Annotated in this window: 10 protein-coding genes; 4 read left to right on the top strand and 6 right to left on the bottom strand. The window is 68.0% G+C overall.

Annotated features, from left to right (window positions below):
- The first annotated feature begins 80 nt into the window (after nt 1-80).
- Nucleotides 81-1,583 (top strand): GTPase HflX, encoded by a 1,503-nt coding sequence (gene hflX, locus EF294_RS00205; protein WP_123925024.1) that lies wholly within the window; start codon nt 81-83, stop codon nt 1,581-1,583.
- Nucleotides 1,584-1,957: 374 nt separating this feature from the next.
- Here hflX and EF294_RS00210 read toward each other — a convergent pair whose 3' ends face one another.
- From EF294_RS00210 to EF294_RS00225, 4 genes are all read right to left on the bottom strand, one after another.
- Nucleotides 1,958-2,218: an HPr family phosphocarrier protein gene (locus tag EF294_RS00210; RefSeq protein WP_123925025.1), complete on the bottom strand. Its 261-nt coding sequence runs from the start codon at nt 2,216-2,218 to the stop codon at nt 1,958-1,960.
- Between the two features lie 154 nt (nt 2,219-2,372).
- Nucleotides 2,373-4,451: a PTS fructose transporter subunit IIABC gene (locus tag EF294_RS00215; RefSeq protein ID WP_123925026.1), complete on the bottom strand. Its 2,079-nt coding sequence runs from the start codon at nt 4,449-4,451 to the stop codon at nt 2,373-2,375.
- 82 nt (nt 4,452-4,533) lie between these two features.
- Nucleotides 4,534-5,499 (bottom strand): 1-phosphofructokinase family hexose kinase, encoded by a 966-nt coding sequence (locus tag EF294_RS00220; RefSeq protein WP_123925027.1) that lies wholly within the window; start codon nt 5,497-5,499, stop codon nt 4,534-4,536.
- Nucleotides 5,496-6,266, bottom strand: a complete 771-nt coding sequence (locus tag EF294_RS00225; protein ID WP_123925028.1) for a DeoR/GlpR family DNA-binding transcription regulator — start codon at nt 6,264-6,266, stop codon at nt 5,496-5,498. Before EF294_RS00225 ends, EF294_RS00220 begins: the two co-directional genes overlap by 4 nt.
- Nucleotides 6,267-6,558: 292 nt before the next feature.
- Here EF294_RS00225 and EF294_RS00230 point away from each other — a divergent pair, with 292 nt between their 5' ends.
- Nucleotides 6,559-8,283 carry a phosphoenolpyruvate--protein phosphotransferase gene (locus EF294_RS00230; protein WP_123925029.1) on the top strand — a complete coding sequence of 575 codons (1,725 nt, stop codon included), beginning with the start codon at nt 6,559-6,561 and terminating at the stop codon, nt 8,281-8,283.
- 40 nt (nt 8,284-8,323) lie between these two features.
- Here EF294_RS00230 and lexA read toward each other — a convergent pair whose 3' ends face one another.
- Nucleotides 8,324-9,055, bottom strand: coding sequence for a transcriptional repressor LexA (gene lexA, locus EF294_RS00235; protein WP_123925030.1), 732 nt, complete (start codon nt 9,053-9,055; stop codon nt 8,324-8,326).
- A 208-nt stretch (nt 9,056-9,263) separates the two neighbouring features.
- On the opposite strand from lexA, the gene EF294_RS00240 reads away from it, so the two are divergent.
- Nucleotides 9,264-9,878, top strand: a complete 615-nt coding sequence (locus EF294_RS00240; protein WP_123925031.1) for a LysM peptidoglycan-binding domain-containing protein — start codon at nt 9,264-9,266, stop codon at nt 9,876-9,878.
- A gap of 58 nt (nt 9,879-9,936) precedes the next feature.
- Nucleotides 9,937-10,443, top strand: coding sequence for a transcriptional regulator NrdR (nrdR, locus tag EF294_RS00245; RefSeq protein ID WP_123925032.1), 507 nt, complete (start codon nt 9,937-9,939; stop codon nt 10,441-10,443).
- On the opposite strand, the gene hrpA is transcribed toward nrdR, so the two are convergent.
- On the bottom strand, nt 10,417-14,433 hold the full coding sequence (hrpA, locus tag EF294_RS00250; protein WP_123925033.1) for an ATP-dependent RNA helicase HrpA: 4,017 nt from the start codon (nt 14,431-14,433) through the stop codon (nt 10,417-10,419). The two genes, nrdR and hrpA, sit on opposite strands and share 27 nt — an antisense overlap.
- Nucleotides 14,434-14,514 lie beyond the last annotated feature (81 nt).

Below are 14,514 nucleotides of genomic sequence, written 5' to 3' on the forward strand. Positions count from 1 at the left end.
CGTCGCCGCGTCCGCGAAATAGTGGTGTGCGAAATAGTGGTGTGCGCCGCAACGTTGCCGCATGCGACCATGGAAGGCGTATGAGCGACACGACACACACGGGATATCCCATCCCGGCCCCTGATCTTTTCGAGAACACCGGTATCACCGAGGACTCCGACGACCAGCGCATCACCGGAAGTCACCTGACCGACGAGCCGACCGCCGGTGAACTCCAACTCTCCGAACGCGCTTCGCTGCAGCGCGTCGCTGGTCTGTCGACCGAGCTCACCGACATCACCGAGGTCGAGTACCGGCAGCTCCGACTCGAACGCGTCGTACTCGTCGGCGTCTGGACCGAGGGCACCTCGCCGCAGGCGCGGGCGGCGATGACCGAGCTCGCCGCACTGGCCGAGACCGCCGGGTCGGCGGTTCTCGACGCCGTTATCCAGCGACGCAGTGCCCCCGACCCTGGCACCTACATCGGATCGGGCAAGGCCGAGGAATTGCGTGAGATCGTGCTGGCCACCGGCGCCGACACCGTCATCTGCGACGGTGAGCTCACCCCCGGTCAGCTCACCGCGCTGGAGAAGGTCGTCAAGGTCAAGGTGATCGACCGGACCGCATTGATCCTCGACATCTTCGCCCAGCACGCCACCTCCCGCGAGGGCAAGGCACAGGTGTCGCTGGCCCAGATGGAGTACATGATGCCCCGACTGCGTGGTTGGGGTGAGTCGATGTCCCGGCAGGCCGGTGGCCGTGCCGGTAGCAACGGTGGTGTCGGCCTGCGCGGACCCGGTGAGACCAAGATCGAGACCGATCGCCGGCGGATTCGCGAGCGCATGGCCAAGCTACGACGCGAGATCCGGGACATGAAAAAGGCGCGTATGACCAAGCGATCGGCTCGCAGCCGCAGCGCGGTGCCGTCGTTGACGGTCGCCGGCTACACCAATGCCGGGAAGTCGTCGTTGGTCAACGCAATGACGGGCGCGGGCATGCTGGTGCAGGACGCACTGTTCGCGACCCTCGATCCGACGACCCGCCGGGCCACGCTCGACGACGGGCGTGAGGTGGTCTTCACCGACACCGTCGGCTTCGTCCGCCACCTGCCGACCCAACTCGTCGAAGCGTTCCGCTCCACCCTCGAGGAGGTCGTCGACGCCGACCTGCTGTTGCACGTCGTCGACGGCAGCGACGAATTCCCCGCCGAGCAGATCGCCGCGGTCCGCCGGGTGATCAACGAGGTCGTCGCCGAGGAGGGGGTGTCGGCGCCGCCAGAGCTGCTGGTGATCAACAAGATCGACGCGATCGACCATACCCGGATGGCCGAGTTGCGGGCGATGGCCCCCGACGCGGTGTTCGTGTCGGCGCGCACCGGTGAGGGGTTGCCGGCGCTATTCGATCGGGTTCGGGACTTCGTCGGCCGCACCGACGTCGAACTGACACTCGCCGTGCCCTACACCCGGGGTGACCTGATCTCGCGCATCCATCAGGAGGGGGAGGTACTCGCGAGCGACCACACCGCCGACGGCACCCGCTTGACGGTACGGGTGCCACAGGCTTTCGCCGGTCAGCTCGCCGACCTCGTGGTCACGCGATCCTGAGGGTCACCGGTGCCGATCGAGTCACGGTGATGCCGCGGGGGCGGGTCACGTTGCACACCCACGTTGCACACCCCCGCGACGATCGCCTCGCGCGCGCCCGCGACCTGATGCTCGCCCACCTCTCGGTGCCGCCGCTGAGCGGCGGCCGCGGATGCGAGGCGAACTCCTTGCGCGGCTGTTCCGCGCCGATGACATTCCCGCAGGGGTGTGTACCAACTTCCGGGTGAACCAGGCGACGATCGCGCTCGCCGAGGGGTGCTCGATCACCGCGACCGCGCACGACTGCGGGTGGGCCCAAGCGCTGCGCGACAACGCCATCGGCCATCGACCTGCGGGGGTCGGTGGCCGATGGTTGTCGGTGTCGGGCTACCCGGTTAGTCGGCGTCGAGATCGGTGGCGACCAACGTGGCGATCGCGTCGACGGTGGCCGGGTCCTCGGCGGTCACGACCACGTTGGTGCCCTTCTCGGCGCCGAGCGTCATGATCATCAGCGCCGACCCGGCATCGACGGGCTCGCCGCCCTCGACGGCCAGGGTGATCAGGCCGCCGGCGTTGGCTGCGGCCTCGGCGATGATCGTCGCGGGGCGGGCGTGCAGTCCGACTGCGGAGCCGACGGCGACTGTGGTGCTGGGCATGATGAGTTCTCCTTGACAGTTCGGATGGGGTGTACGCGCATGGGATCTAATCGGATGGGATCGGTGGTGAGGGACGGACCCTCTGCGGGCGGGACCTTCGATTGTGCCCGCGTTGGTCGGTAGACGTGGGCGAACCGCGCCATCAGGCGGGGGGCTACGCCGGGGTGGTAGCGGCGGCCGAGCGGACGCGGTTGCGGCCCCACTGCTTGGCGGCGATGACGCACAGCGCCGAGAGAACGGTGCCCGCGGCGAGGGCGACGAGGAACCACCACCAGGCGTTCATGGCGAAGAAGACGAATACACCGCCGTGCGGGGCGCGCAGTTCGACGCCGAGGGCCATGATCAGCGCGCCAGACAGAGCCCCGCCGGCCATCATCGACGGGATCACCCGCAGCGGATCGGTCGCGGCGAACGGGATGGCACCCTCGGAGATGAACGAGGCGCCCAGAAGCCACGCGGCCTTGCCGTTCTCACGCTCTGGTTCGGTGAACAGCTGCGGACGCAGGACCGTGGAGGCCAGGGCCATCGCCAGCGGCGGGACCATACCGGCACACATGACCGCGGCCATGATCTCCAGTTGCGCCGAGCCGCCGATCGCGAGGCCGGTGGTGGCGAACAGATAGGCCGCCTTGTTCACCGGGCCGCCGAGGTCGAAGCACATCATCAAGCCCAGCACGATGCCCAGGATGATCGCCGAGCCACCGGTCATGCTGCTGAGGCCGTTGTTCATCTCGGTCGTAAGCCACGCCAACGGCCTGCCGAGGAACATGAACATCACCGCACCGACGACGAGGCTGCCGAAGAGCGGGATGATCACCACCGGCATCAGGCCACGCGCCCATTGAGGCAACGGAAGTCGCGAGATCGCCAGGCAGACGACGCCGGCCGCGAGGCCGCCGATCAGGCCGCCGATGAAACTGGCACCGACGGCCACCGACACCAGGCCGGCGACGAAGCCGGGCGCGATACCGGGCCGATCGGCGATCGCAAACGAGATGTAGCCGGCCAACGCCGGGACCAGCATGCCCATCGCCAGCGAACCGATCGCGAAGCTCACCGCACCCAGGTAGGTGCCGAGTCCTCCAGCCGGGAGATTCCAGAGTGTGTTGTGCAGCGCGATGTAGGCACCGTCGCTCATCGTCTTGTCGATGTTCTTGTTGGCGATCTGGTAGCCGGCGAGTAAGAATCCCAGAGCGATCAGCAGACCACCCGCGGCGACGAACGGGATCATGTAGCTGACGCCGGTCATCAGGGCCTGTTGAACCTGCTTGCCCAGGCTCAGTCCGCCCTTCTCGGTGGCACCGGCACCGGCACCGTCGCCGTCGCCGGCGCGCACCACCGCCGCGTGTGGATTCTTCGCTGCCGCAAGCGCTTCGGCGATCATTGCGTCGGGCTCGTTGATGGCGCGCTTGACTCCGGACTCGATGACCGGCTTGCCGTGGAAGCGGCTCTTACCCTTGACGCCGACGTCGGTGGCGAAGATGACGGCGTCGGCGCCGGCGATGACGTCCGTGGTGAACGGCGTGGTGCCCGAGGACCCCTGGGGCTCGACGTGGAAGTCGACACCGGCGCGCTCGGCGGCGTACTTCAGCGCGTCGGCGGCCATGTAGGTGTGGGCGATCCCGGTGGGGCATGCAGTGATCGCGACGATCGACATCGGCTTGTCGCCCCTCGGTGCGTCCGGGGTCGACGAGTCGGCCGGAGCGGACTTCTGGGTAGCCACAGTGTCGGTCGGCACCTTCTGCGTTGTCGCCTTCTCGGTACTCGAGCCCGCCGCGGGAGCATTGATCGCACCGTCGACGAGGTCGACGATCTCGTCGTCGGTGCGCGCTGCCCGCAGCGAGGCGACGAAGTCGGGACGCACCAGCGCACGAGCGAGCGAGCTGAGCAATTTCATGTGTTCGGAGGCGCCGCCCTCGGGGGCGGCGATGAGGAAGACGATGTCGGCCGGACCGTCAGGAGCGCCGAAGTCGACCTTTCTCGACAGTCGCGCCATCGCCAGGCTCGCCTGCGACACTGATGCGGCGCGGGCGTGGGGGATGGCGATCCCACCGGGTAGACCCGTGGCGGACTTGGCTTCTCGGGCGAGCGCGGCGCGCGCGAGGTCGGCGGGTTCGCTGGTGCGACCGGCTTCGCCGAGGTTCTCGGCGAGGTGGTTGATCACCGCCGACGGGTCGTCGCCTGCGTCGACGTCGAGATTCACCGTGGCTGCGGTGATGATCTGGTCGGACATGGGTTTCCTCACTGCTCTGTCCTGTGGGGGGTGCTGATGCTGGATCGGGTTGTGGAGTTGTTCGGGGGTCAGGGGTTGTGTGTCATGTGGTGGGGGCGGCTCCGGCGAGATCGGTGATCACGACATGGTCGGGATCGAGGTGGTCGGGGCGGGGAGGCTGGGTGCCGGCGAGTGCGGCCGCCGCGGCGCCATAGGCGACCGCGTTGCGCAACCGCCCGGGCTCGTCGGCGCCCCGGGTTTCGGCGATCAGATAACCGGCGAGCGAGGAGTCGCCTGCGCCGACGGTGCTGCGCGGGACGATCGGCGGCGGCGTGGCGAACCAGCTGCCGGACTCGGTGGTCAGTAGTGCGCCGGCCGCACCGAGGGTGGCCAGCACGGCGCCGCCGATGCGGTGGGCCATATCGGCCGACGCCGAGACGATGGGCGACAGATCACCCTCGGCGGCGGCGCGACGCAGGATCTCCGGATCGGTGCCACTGACCTCGGCGAGTTCGTACTCGTTCGGCTTGATCAGGTCGATGCGTCCGGTCACCGCTGCCGACAGGGGAGCACCCGAGGTGTCGATGGCGACGCGGTGTCCGCGAGCGATGAGCTGGTCGGCGAGTACGCGGTACCAGTCGTCGGTGACACCCGGTGGCAGCGACCCGCACAGGGCCACCCAGTCGGCACCGGTCGCTCGGGCCAAGACGAGGTCGGTCAGCGCACGCACCTGATGGTCAACGAGGACCTGGCCGGAGGCATTGATCTTGGTCGTGGTGCCGTCGGGTTCGGCGATGGTGATGTTCGACCGGACCTCACCGGGCACGGCGAGGGTCTCGTGGCGGAGTCCGACCTGGTCCAACGCGGTCAGCAGTGGATCGCCGGCGCGGGCCGGCAGGACCGCGAGAGTGGTCAGCCCCGCCTCGGCGATGACGCGGGAAACGTTGACGCCTTTGCCGCCGGGCTCGGCGCGGACACCGATGGTGCGCTGGACTTCCCCGCGTAGGAGGGGGCCGGCGATCTCCAGGGTGCGATCGAGGCTCGGGTTGGCGGTGACGGTGAGGATCATGCGATCACGACCTCGATGCCGCGCGCGGAGAGAGACGCAGTGAAGGTGGGATCGACACCGGCGTCGGTGATGAGAACATCGACGTCGTCGAGGTCGGCGAAACCGGCGAAGTCCTCGCGGTTCATCTTCGAGGAGTCCGCGAGCACGATCACCCGTTGCGCCGAGCGCACCAGAGCCGACTTCACCGCCGCCTCGTCGGGGTCCGGCGTGGACAGTCCTTGACCCTCGCTGACCCCGTTGGTGCCGATGAAGGCGACAGTGGCGTGAAACTGCCGTAGTCGGGACACGGTGTCGGCGCCGACCGCGGCCTGTGTCAGACTGCGGACTCGTCCGCCCACCAGATGCACTGTGGCGCTGGGATGTTCGGCAAGAAGCGTGGCCAGGGGCAGGCTGCTGGTGACCACGCTCAGGCGTCGGTCGGTGGGGATGTTGAGTGCGGCCTGGTAGGTGGTGGTGCCGGCGTCGAGCGCGAGCGAGCCGCCGTCGGGCGGCAGAAAACGCATCGCCGCACGGCCGATCGCCACCTTCTGATCGGCATGGCTGGCCTCGCGCTCGCCGATGCCCTGCTCGTCGAGGATCTGGACCAGTCCGGGACGAACCGCACCACCGTGTACGCGCTGGAGGTGGCCGGCGCGTTCGAGGCTCGCCAGATCGCGTCGCACCGTCTCGCTGGTGACCTCGAAGCGGTCGGCGAGCGCGCTCACCGAGGCGCGGCCCTTCGAGCGGACCAGCTCGGCGATGGCCTGCTGTCGTTCTTCCGCGTACACGATTCTCCGATCTCCTTCCGGCCACCGACCCATGTGGGTTTCTGTGGGACTCGGTGTTGGTATATCTGTGTTTACGCCTGTTTGTGTTGACAAGTCAAGGATTTCTTGTAACTTCGATCACAGGCAGTGGTGATATGTCGGCGTCTCACATCCTTCGGACACCTCGATGGATCACACAGAACGACCGCTTGATGAGTACGACCCGCATGACCGCAGCACCGAACGACCGCAGCACCGAACGACCGCAGCACCGAACGACCGCAGCACCGAACGACGAGGAAAGGCCGGAACCGTGGATCAACAGGTTCGCCAGCAGCACACGCAGACCGAGCGCAGTGCGTCGGATGCCGACATCACGCTGCACGGGACGCCCGTCGTCGGCGGCAAGGCATACGGGCCGGTCGTCCGTCCGGGCGAGCGGGTGGGCCTCGAGTCTGCCGATCCCGGCCCACAGCTGGTGGACGAGGCTGACCGTGAGGCCGAGAAGTCCCGCTTCGTCGCTGCCGCCGCCGTGGTTGCCGCGCGACTTCGTGAGCGCGCCTCGCACGCCTCGGGTGCCGCGGCAGAGGTATTGATCGCCACCGCGGGCCTCGCCGAGGACCGCGGATGGATTGGCACGGCCACCAAGCTGATCGCCGGCGGCACCCCGGCCCCGGCCGCTGCTGCCGCTGCCACCGAACAGTTCGCCACGATGTTCGCCAAGCTCGGCGGGATCATGGCCGAGCGCATCACCGACCTCAACGATGTCCGAGATCGGGTGGTGGCCGAGGTGATCGGCGAGCCTGAGCCCGGAGTGCCCGTGCCAGACGAACCGTCGGTGCTCCTCGCCGACGACCTCGCACCGGCCGACACCGCCGGACTCAATCCGACACTGATCACCGCGTTGGCCACCCGGCTCGGTGGGCCGACCAGCCACACCGCGATCATCGCCCGCCAACTGGGGATTCCGTGCGTGGTGGCGGTGGCCGACCTTGGCGACGTGCCTGCGGGGACGCCCGTTCTCGTCGATGGAACCGCGGGAACCGTTGTCGTTCACCCCGATCCGGCGCGGGCCCAGGACGAGGTCGAGCAGAGTCGCCGCGAGGCAAAGGCGATTGCGGAATGGACCGGACCCGGGCGCACCGCCGACGGTGTGGAGGTGGCCATCCTGGCCAACGTCGCCGATGGCGTCTCGGCGCGGGCGGCGAGGGCGTACCCCGTCGAGGGGGTCGGTTTGTTCCGCACCGAACTCGCTTTCCTCGATCGGTCCGACGAGCCGTCGGTGGACGAGCAGGCGAGGCTCTACCGCGAGGTCATCGAGGCCTTCGGCGGCACAAAAGTCGTGGTCCGGACGCTCGATGCCGGCTCGGACAAGCCGCTGAAGTTCGTCGACCACGGCACCGAGGCGAATCCCGCACTGGGCGTACGAGGCAATCGGATCGCCGCGACACGTCCCGAGATCCGTGCCGGTCAGCTCGACGCGATCGCCCGCGCCGCGCAGGAGACCGGCACCACCCCCTGGGTGATGGCGCCGATGATCGCCTCGGCCGCCGAAGCCGCCGAGTTCGCCGCCGAGGTCCGCCGTCGTGGGCTGGTGGCGGGGGTGATGATCGAGATCCCCTCGGCAGCGATCCTCGCTCCGTCGATCCTCGCCGAGGTCGACTTCGTCTCGATCGGGACCAACGATCTGACGCAGTACACGATGGCCGCCGACCGCATGTCGGCCGAGCTCGCCGGGCTTACTGATCCGTGGCAGCCGGCGGTGCTCTCGCTGATCGCCACCGTTGCCGAGGCGGGCACCCGCAGTGCGACACCGGTCGGTGTGTGCGGTGAGGCCGCCGCCGATCCCCTGCTCGCATGCGTCCTGGTCGGACTCGGCGTCACCTCGCTGTCGAGCGCCCCGGCCGCGGCGCCCGCGGTAGGAGCGAAGCTCGCCGGCGTCGACCGCGAGGCGTGCCGCGTCGCCGCGCAGGCCGCATTGGCGACCGACTCACCGGCCGATGCGCGTGCTGCGGCTGCGGAAGCGTTGCGCGGCTGAGTCATTCGGCTGAGTGGTCCTGCGGCGGATGTGACTGAAATCAGATACGCCGCATCACCGTCACGACCTTGCCCAATACGGCGGCGTCGTCTCCGGGGATGGGCTCGAAAAGTTCGTTGTGCGGCATCAGCCACACATGGCCATCCTTGCGTTTGAAGGTCTTGACCGTCGCCTCGCCGTCGATCATCGCCGCGACGATGTCGCCGTTGTCGGCGACGCTCTGTTGACGAACGACTACCCAGTCGCCGTCACAGATGGCCGCGTCGATCATCGATTCGCCGACGACGCGCAGCAGAAACAGTGACCCGTCGCCCACGAGCTCGCGCGGCAGCGGGAAGACGTCCTCGACGGCCTCCTCGGCCAGGATCGGCCCGCCGGCCGCGATACGTCCCAGAACCGGCACGAACGTCGGCGTGGGGAGGTGTGACGCATTCGGGTTGTCGTCGGTGGGCGTGGGATCGCCGTCCTGGACGTTCACCGCGCGAGGTCGGTTGTGATCCCGTTTGAGCAGGCCTTTGCGCTCAAGGGTCCGGAGCTGGTGAGCCACAGATGAGGTGGACGCGAGGCCGACGGCGTCGCCGATCTCGCGGATACTCGGCGGGTACCCGCGTTCGCGCACGGACTTGCGGATCACATCGAGCACGCCCTGCTGGCGCGGGGTGAGCGCGGCCTCGACGGCCACGGGATCGATCGGGCCGGTCGCGACGGCGTCATCGGGATCGGTGACGGATACCGCGTCGGGGTCACCCGAGCGGCCCTTCTTCTCACTCATCGGGTTCGCATCCTTTCGGTCGGTGCGCTGATCCTCACGGGGTACGCCCTGGTTGACGGGCCCTGTGGAGCCCTGACCACCGGCCAGGGTAGCTGAGGCGATAAGCAACCTCAAACATGTGTTCGACGTGTCGCGAGAAATTGTCGGGGCCGCGTGGTAGAAATCGAACATCCGTTCTTCGAATACACGATCGAGTTAGGGAGACGCCATGCCGACCGTACTTTTGCCCTCCGTGCCGGGCGCCGACGACCTGGAGGTTCGGTCCCGTCGGACGGGCTACCGCGCGGCCGCCGTACGCCGCGGGTCGTCGATGCAGACCTGCGCCACAGTCGAACACCGCGTGCCTGAACACCGCGTGCTCGAACAGCGGTCATCCGACCGCTGCCGCCCGGAATGGCGCATGCTCGAGCGCGACCCGGCCCGCCGGCGGCCGGTATATGCGGGCCCGGCCCGGACCGGTGCGCGCCGCCTTCCTGCGGTTGGGGGCACCCGTTGCGCGACTCCGGTCGGCCCGCGGGTCGCCGCGCACCGCAGCGCTCGCCGTACCGGTGCCATGGTCGCGGTGCTGACTGGTGTCGCCCTGGCACTGCTGGTGTGGCTGGTGGCCGTGGCCGGTAGCGACTATCAGCAGTCGACCGCACCGACGCCCGCGGCCACCGAGGTGGTGCACGTGCGTGCCGGAGAATCGCTGAACTCGGTTGCCGCACGGGTTGCGCCCGACCTGCCCCGGCAGGCCGTCATCGACGAGATCGCGCGGATGAACGAGATATCCGGCAGCGGGCTCCAGATCGGTCAGGCGCTGCTGGTACCCGCCTACCGGTGACGACCGGGGTAGGAGATCACACGGCTGTTCCGCCGCGGTGGAGCGGTATTGTTGGCGTATGCGCTGCCCGTTCTGCAGGAATGATGACACCAAGGTCATCGACTCCCGAGTTGCCGACGAGGGGCAGGCGATCCGTCGGCGCCGCTCGTGCAGCGCATGCGGTCGCCGGTTCTCGACGGTGGAGACCGCTGTCCTCGCCGTCGTCAAACGCAATGGTGTCACCGAGCCCTTCAGCCGCGAGAAAGTGATGCGTGGGGTCCGACGCGCGTGTCAGGGACGTCAGGTCAACGAGGACGACCTTGCACAGCTCGCCCAGCAGGTCGAGGAGACTGTTCGTGCCTCCGGAGTCGCCGAGATCCCCAGCAACGAGGTCGGATTGGCGATCCTCCAACCCTTGCGCGATCTCGATGAGGTCGCCTACCTGCGATTCGCGTCGGTGTATCGCTCTTTCGATTCCCTTGCGGACTTCCAACGCGAGATCGACGATCTGCAGGGCAATCTGACCCACGGCCGGACGACGCCCGCAGCCGGAGTCGTGTCAGCCGAGTCGGTCCAGAGTACGTAGCGCGCGTTTCTCCGAGATCGGATAGCGCGTTCCGAGTCGCTGCGCGAAGAGCCCGACCCGCAACTCCTCGACGAGCCAGTGTGCCTGTTCGTTGACCGCGTCTCGCCTGCCGTCGGGCACCTGTGCGAGCCGCTGATTCCAGCGCTCCACCACCCGATCCAGCGACTGCATCCCGGCGCGATCGCGCTCGGCGGATGCCGGCAGATGCTCCAGGCGCTCACGCGCGGCCCGTAGATAGCGGGGAAGCTCGCTCAGGTGCTCACGCGGGGTGGCGGCGATGAAACCGTCGAACACCAGATGGTCGAGCTGTTCGGTGACATCATCGGCGGCGAGTTGTCCCGCGTGGGTGTCGATCACCGCCCGCAATCCCATCAATTCCCGCAGCGCATCGACCGCGAGGCGCAGATACTCTGGAGCGGCATCGGTTACCGCTGGTCGCAGCCGGTGGGCGAGTGCGGCGAACGACTGGGGGGAACGTACCGTACGCAGGTCGTCGGCGTCCACGAGATCACGGATTGCTCGGCGTGTGCAATCGCCGAAGAACCGCGCCGACTCCTGATAGGGGCTCTGGCTCAACGCGATTCGACCAGCAGGGGCGAGACCGGCGGCAGCCTTCGGGCTCAGCGAGGGAATCGCGTTCTCCAGCAACGCCATCACCCCGGCCGCCAGGGCGGTGCTGGCCTCGGCCGCCGTTGCCGCTCGGGCCACCGTGACTGAGTCGGGGTGGCCGGGGCGGCGGTTCACGTGCAAAGTCGGGTACCGGGTGATCGTTTGGCCGGCGACGTCGGCGGACTCGCTCGATGCGAGTGTTCCGATGCCCTCGTCGGTCCACGTGGTGAACACGGGCATAGCCGTGTGCACGGTGGCGGCGGCTGTCGGTTCTGTGAGTTCGGCGAACGATGAAGTACGGGTGAGAATCTCGCCCCTGTCGTCGATGACCGCGAAGTGGATCCGCAGATGCGTCGGCAGTCGGTCGGGGTCGAAGTCGGTAGGTGAGACCGAGTGGCGGGTGATGGTCGACAACTCCCGTGCCAAACCCCGGATCAGCGGCTCCGAGCGCGGGCTCAGCCGGGACAGCGCCAGATCGGCGAACCGTTGGGCCGGTGCCATCGTCTTGCGCAGCGACTTCGGCAGCGTCTTGACGAGTTCGGTCGCCAACTCCGAGCGCATCCCCGGGACCAGCCAATCGAATCCGGCGTTACGCACATGGGGCAGAAGATCTTTCGGGATGATCACGGTGACACCGTCGTCGGGCGCGCCGGGCTCGAAGCGATACCGCAGCTCCAACCGGGTCTGGCCTTGCTGCCAGACCCCGGGATAGTCGGTGTCGGCGACGGCGACGTCAGCCGCCACATCGGCGGCGGTGAGGTCGAGTAATCGCGGCTGCGCAGACCGCGTTTTCTTCCACCAGGAGTCGAAGTGCCGCGCCGAGGTCACCTCGGCAGGGATGCGCTGATCGTAGAACTCGAACAGTTGCTCCTCGGAGAGCACCACGTCGCGACGTCGGGCGCGGTGCTCGACGTCGGCGGCATCGCTGAGTAGTTGTCGATTGCGCTGGAAGAACTCGTGATCGGTCTTCCAGTCGCCCTCGACCAGCGCGTGCCGGAGGAATAGCTCCCGGGAGACCGCTGGGTCGATGGGGCCGTAGGTCACCCGGCGTCGCGCAACGAGGGTGACCCCGTAGAGGGTGGCGCGCTCATAGGCCATTGCCGCGCCCCGCCGCGACGACCAGTGCGGCTCGCTGTAGGTGCGTTTGACCAGGTCGCCGGCCAACCGTTCCACCCACAGCGGGTCCACCCCGGCGACTGTGTGCGCGAACAGCCGTGACGTCTCGATGATCTCGGCGGCCATCAGGAACGACGGCGGCTTCTTGGTGACCGACGACCCGGGGAAGATCATCAGCGTGGTGTTACGGGCCCCGGTGTACTCGCGGCCCTCGGCATTGCGTGCGGCTATATTGCCGAGCAGCCCTGCGAGGATCGCGCGATGGATGGCATCGGCGTCGATGTCGGTGCGTGGAGTCTCCCAGTCGAGGTCGGTGACGATGCCGCGCAACTGACGATGCAGGTCCTGCCATTCCCGGATGCGTAGATAGTGCAGGAACTCGCGCTCGCACAGTCGCCGGAATTGATTGCCCGACAGCTCTGTGCGCTTCTCCCGTAGATATGCCCACAGCGCCGGGTAGGCGAGGAAATCCGAGCCCGGGACCGCAAAGCGGCGGTGTGCGGCGTCGGCGGCCTCCCGGTGCTCGGCTGGTCGCTCACGGACATCGGGCAACGACAATGCCGCGGCAATGACGAGCACGTGCTCTAGACATCCTTCGTCGCGGGCGCCGACGAGCATACGAGCGATCCGCGGATCGACCGGAATACGAGCCATGGTCGCCCCGACCGGTGTCAGCCGGGGCGCTGTGTCGGAGTCCGACCGGGCTGTGCCGCGTGACTTCTGGCCGCCGTTGGTAATCGCGCCGAGTTCACTCAGGACTGCCATGCCGTCGCGGATCGCTCGGGCGTCGGGTGGCTGCACGAACGGGAAGTCGGCGATGTCGCCGAGGCGTAGCGCGGTCATCTGCAGGATCACCGACGCCAGGTTGGTACGCAGGATCTCCGGGTCGGTGAAGGCGGGTCGAGCCTCGAAGTCCGCCTCGGAGTAGAGCCGGATGCACACGCCGGGCGCGACGCGACCGCAGCGCCCGGCACGTTGGCGGGCGCTGGCCTGCGAGATGGGTTCGACCGGCAGCCGGAGCACCTTGGTGCGCGTCGAATAGCGGGAGATGCGTGCGGTGCCCGAATCGATGACGTAGCGGATGCCCGGAACTGTCACGGATGTCTCGGCCACGTTGGTGGCCAACACGATTCGACGGCCGTCCGACGGCGAAAACACCTTCTGTTGGTCGGCGATGGACAACCGTGCGAACAGCGGAACCACCTCCGCGCCTGCGGCGACATGACGCGACAGCACAGCCGCGGCCTCTCTGATGTCGCGTTCGGTGGCCAGGAACACCAGGATGTCCCCGCGACCGTGCATGCCCCACAATTCGCCGATCGCGGCGTCGATTCCTTCGAACAGGTCGAGATCGGCGTGCTCGCCGCCACCGGTGTCGTCGCCGGAGTCCGGACTCTCCCGCAGCGTGAGCGGGCGATAGCGCACCTCGACCGGATAGGTGCGCCCCGACACCTCGATGATCGGCACCTCGGTGTTCGCGGTGGCGAAATGCCGTGCAAAGCGACCGGGTTCGATGGTCGCCGAGGTGATGATGACCTTTAAGTCGGGACGGCGGGGCAGCAGGCGGCGCAGATAACCGAGGATGAAGTCGATGTTAAGGCTGCGTTCGTGGGCCTCGTCGACGATGATCGTGTCGTAATGCCGCAGCATCGGGTCCGAGGAGATCTCCCGCAGCAGGATGCCGTCGGTCATCACCTTCACCAGCGTGTCGGAGCCCGAACGATCCGAGAACCGCACGGAGTAGCCGATGGCGTCACCGATGTGGGTGCCCGTCTCGTCGGCGATCCGGCGCGCCACCGAACTGGCCGCGATCCGACGCGGTTGGGTGTGACCGATCGCCCCCCGCACACCGCGGCCGAGCTCGAGGCAGATCTTCGGTAACTGGGTGGTCTTGCCCGACCCGGTCTCCCCGGCGACGACGACCACCTGATGGTCGGAGATCGCCGCGGCGATTTCCGCACGCGCCGCCGACACGGGGAGTTCTGCCGGATACTCGATGACCGGGATCGCAGCGCGTCGAGCGGTGATCCGTTTCTCGGCGCCCTCGATCGCACGGAGCAGGCTGTCCAGGCGTTCGGGTGCCGCAGCGGCTCCGCGCTTGTCCGGTCCGCGCTTGTGGAGACTGACGTTGTCAAGTCGGAGTTTGTCGAGTCTGCGGCTCATCGCGTGCTCGTCGACGATGCTCAGCGAAGCGATGCGCTCGCGTAGTTCGTGAGGATCGACGTCCTCCGGGTGGGCGGTGGAGCGGGCAGGGGAGGAGGACATGATGTCTTCCAGGATATGGGGTCCGGCGGGGGTGGGCCGGATCGCACCGGCTCTTGCCCGCCCCCGCGACGCACGAGCGCG

The organism is Gordonia oryzae, from assembly GCF_003797185.1.
Classification (GTDB): Bacteria; Actinomycetota; Actinomycetes; order Mycobacteriales; family Mycobacteriaceae; genus Gordonia; species Gordonia oryzae.

Bases quoted from the DNA above. Each gene is read 5' to 3' on its own strand.
- nrdR (WP_123925032.1), top strand. From the start codon at position 9,937: ATGCGCTGCCCGTTCTGCAGGAATGATGACACCAAGGTCATCGACTCC.
- EF294_RS00220 (WP_123925027.1), bottom strand. From the start codon at position 5,499: ATGATCCTCACCGTCACCGCCAACCCGAGCCTCGATCGCACCCTGGAG.
- EF294_RS00240 (WP_123925031.1), top strand. From the start codon at position 9,264: ATGCCGACCGTACTTTTGCCCTCCGTGCCGGGCGCCGACGACCTGGAG.
- EF294_RS00215 (WP_123925026.1), bottom strand. From the start codon at position 4,451: ATGTCCGACCAGATCATCACCGCAGCCACGGTGAATCTCGACGTCGAC.
- EF294_RS00210 (WP_123925025.1), bottom strand. From the start codon at position 2,218: ATGCCCAGCACCACAGTCGCCGTCGGCTCCGCAGTCGGACTGCACGCC.
- lexA (WP_123925030.1), bottom strand. From the start codon at position 9,055: ATGAGTGAGAAGAAGGGCCGCTCGGGTGACCCCGACGCGGTATCCGTC.
- hrpA (WP_123925033.1), bottom strand. From the start codon at position 14,433: ATGTCCTCCTCCCCTGCCCGCTCCACCGCCCACCCGGAGGACGTCGAT.
- hflX (WP_123925024.1), top strand. From the start codon at position 81: ATGAGCGACACGACACACACGGGATATCCCATCCCGGCCCCTGATCTT.